Below are 3748 nucleotides of genomic sequence, written 5' to 3' on the forward strand. Positions count from 1 at the left end.
ACCCCCAACGGCAAGCTCGACCGCAAGGGCCTGCCGGCGCCGGACGCGAGCCTGATGCAGCAGACCTACGTGGCTCCTGAAACCGAACTGGAACAACAGATCGCCGCGATCTGGGCCGAGGTGTTGCGCTTGCCCCAGGTGGGGGTGAACGACAACTTCTTTGAGCTGGGGGGCGACTCGATCATTTCGATCCAGGTGGTCAGCCGCGCGCGGCAGGCTGGTATTCGCTTCACGCCCAAGGATTTGTTCCAGCACCAGACCGTGCAAAGCCTCGCGGCGGTAGCTCGTCAAGGCGAGGGCGCGGTGGTGCTCGATCAGTCCGCCTTGACCGGCGAGCTGGCGCTGCTACCGATCCAACAGGCCTTTTTTGCCGATCAGATCCCTCAGCGTCATCACTGGAACCAGTCTGTGGTCCTGCGCCCGCACCAGCCGTTGCAGCCGACCATACTGGGGGCCGCCTTGCAGGCGTTGATCGTGCACCATGACGCCTTGCGCAGTGCGTTCGTCCACGGGGCGAGCGGTTGGAGCGCTGCCTATCGCGATGCCGCGCAGCATCAGGCCGAGCAAGTACTGTGGCACGTCCAGGTGAACGATACCGAGGCGTTGGCAGCGCTGGGCGAACAGGCCCATAGCAGTCTCGACCTGGGTACAGGCCCGCTGTTACGTGTGGTGCTGGCGGACCTGGCCGACGGCTCGCAACGCTTGCTGCTGGTGATTCATCACTTGGTGGTGGACGGTGTTTCGTGGCGCATCCTGCTGGAAGATTTGCAAACGGCTTACCGCCAGATTGCCCAGGACGGCCGCGCGGTACTGCCGACCAAAACCAGTTCGATTCGCGCCTGGGCTGAGCGGCTGCGCCGGTATGCCGGCAGTGCTGCGTTGCAACAGGAACTGGCCTGGTGGCAACAGCAGTTGCACGCCAGCCCGGACGGCCTGCCTGGAGCGAACCCACAGGCCAGCCTCAGTAACCGCCATGCCTTGAATGTAACGACCCACCTCGACCAACGCTGGACCCGACAGTTACTGCAGGAAGCCCCAAGCGCCTACCGCACCCAGATCAACGATCTGTTGCTGACGGCCCTGGCCCGGGTGATGGTGCGCTGGACGGGAACCCCGTCGATGCTGATCAGGCTGGAAGGCCATGGCCGCGAAGACGTGTTCGATGACATTGACCTGACGCGCACGGTCGGCTGGTTCACCAGCCTCTACCCGCTGCAACTGGTGCCGGCGCCGAGCCTGGCGGATTCGCTCAAAGGCATCAAGGAGCAACTGCGCGCAATTCCTGACAAGGGCCTGGGCTTCGGCGCGCTGCGCTACCTGGGCGATCATGCTGCGCAGCAAGCATTGAGCCAACTGCCACGTCCGCGCATCACCTTCAACTACCTGGGCCAGTTCGACGGCAGTTTCGACGACGCCGGCCAAGGCAGTCTGTTTGCACCGTCGGGCGATGCTGCCGGTGCCGATCAAAGCCTCGACGCGCCACTGGGCAACTGGTTGGAAATCAACGGCCAGGTGTACGGCGGCGAGCTGAGCTTGAGCTGGAGTTTCAGCCGCGAGATGTTCGACGAGGCCACCGTGCAACGCTTGGCGGATGATTATGCCGAGGAGCTCAAGGCGCTTATTGAGCACTGTTGCCTGCCGATCAATCGCGGCGTGACGCCGTCGGACTTTCCATTGGCCGGGCTGACTCAGGCGCAATTGGACACGTTGCCGCTGGTGTTGGCAGAGGTCGAGGACCTGTATCCGTTGTCACCGATGCAGCAGGGTCTGTTGTTCCAGTCCTTGTACAGTGAGGGCTCGGGGGACTACATCAATCAGATGCGCGTGGATGTGCGCGGTCTGGATGTGCCGCGTTTTGAGCGCGCCTGGCAAGCGGCGGTGGACCGCCACGAGGTGCTGCGCAGTGGCTTCCTCTGGCAGGCTGAGTTGAACCAGCCATTGCAGGTGGTCTACAAGCATTTGCACGTGACAGTGTTGGAGCACGATTGGCAGGGGCGTGAGGATCGCGCCGCCGCGCTTGATGGTCTGGCCGCTACGCAACGCGCCCAGGGCTTTGCCCTGGAACAGGCGCCATTGCTGAATCTGGTGCTGGTGCGTACCGGGCCGTCCAATCATCATTTGATCTACACCCATCATCACATCCTGATGGATGGCTGGAGCGGTTCGCAGCTGTTTGGCGAGGTGCTGCAACACTATGCCGGGGAGCCTTTGCGTCCGGCGCTCGGACGTTACCGTGATTACATCGGTTGGTTGCAGGGCCAGGACAAAGTCGCCAGCGAAGGATTCTGGAAAACCCAGCTGGCCGCGTTGCAAGAACCCACACGCCTGGCCCGTGGCGCGTCGACTGGCCTTGATGGGCTGCCGATGGCCAACGGTGAACACACACTTAACTTCGAACCGGCGCAGACCCAGCGCTTGAAAGCTTTTGCCCAGGGCCACAAAGTCACGCTCAACACGCTGGTGCAAAGCGCGTGGCTGCTGCTGTTGGCGCGCCAGACTGGCCAGGCGACTGTGGCCTTTGGCGCCACGGTGGCGGGGCGTCCGGCGCAATTGCAGGGAATCGAGCAGTTGGTCGGGTTGTTCATCAACACCCTGCCGGTGGTGGCTACCCCGGACCCGCAAATGTCGATCGGCCAATGGCTGCAGCAGATCCAGGCGCAAAATCTCAGGTTGCGCGAGCAGGAACATACCCCGTTGTTCGACGTACAACGCTGGGCTGGTTTAGGCGGCGAGGCGCTGTTCGACAGCATCCTGGTGTTCGAGAACTACCCGGTGTCCGAAGCCTTGGAGCAGGGCTCGCCTACGGGGCTGCAGTTTGGCCCAGTGCAGAACCTGGAGCAGACCCACTATCCGCTGACGGTGCTGCTGGGCGTCGGGCAGACTCTGGGGCTGGAGTTCAATTACAGCCGGCAAGCCTTCAGCGACGCGGATATCCAACGCCTGGCTACGCACTTCAGCCATTTGCTGCTGGCATTGGCAAACCCGGTACATACACGTTTGGCCGACTTGCCGTCGGTGACTGCCGCTGAGCGTCACACCACGGTGTATGCCTGGAACGCCACCGCCCGCGACTACCCGCAAAATCAGTGGGTACATCACCTGATCGAAGCCCAGGCCGAGCGCCAGCCGCAGGCCACGGCCCTGGTGTTTGCCGAGCAACGTATCGACTACGCCGAGCTCAACCGCCGCGCCAACCGCCTGGCCCATCGCTTGATCGAGGCCGGTGTCGGCCCGGATGTGCGGGTGGGCCTGGCCGTGGAGCGCTCCTTCGACATGGTTATCGGCCTGCTTGCGGTGCTCAAAGCCGGCGGCGCCTATGTGCCGCTGGACCCCGACTACCCACGCGAACGCCTGGCCTACATGCTCGACGACAGCGGCGTGCAACTGCTGCTGACCCAAGCGCCTTTGCTCAGTCAGTTGCCGATTCCGCATGGCTTGGAAACCCTGGTGCTGGGCGAGTCGAGTTACGAGCAATACAGCGAGCAAAACCCAGCTGTCGCGCTGGACGGCGAAAACCTCGCGTACGTGATCTACACCTCGGGCTCCACCGGCCAACCCAAGGGCGCGGGCAACCGTCATTCGGCCTTGCTCAACCGCCTGCAATGGATGCAGGAAGCCTATGGGTTAAGCGCGGCCGACAGCGTATTGCAAAAGACCCCGTTCAGTTTCGACGTGTCGGTGTGGGAGTTTTTCTGGCCGCTGATGACCGGCTCGCGGCTGGTGATTGCCGCCCCTGGCGATCACCGCG

At 63.1% G+C, this 3748-nt stretch carries 1 protein-coding gene; it reads left to right on the forward strand.

The genetic code is table 11. The annotated features are described in order from the left end of the window. On the forward strand, positions 1-3748 hold a 3748-nt coding region (locus tag ABX75_RS27910), incomplete at both ends, for a condensation domain-containing protein (RefSeq protein ID WP_047883130.1).

The sequence above is a fragment of the Pseudomonas sp. ARP3 genome, assembly GCF_001029595.1.
Classification (GTDB): domain Bacteria; phylum Pseudomonadota; class Gammaproteobacteria; order Pseudomonadales; family Pseudomonadaceae; genus Aquipseudomonas; species Aquipseudomonas rhodesiae.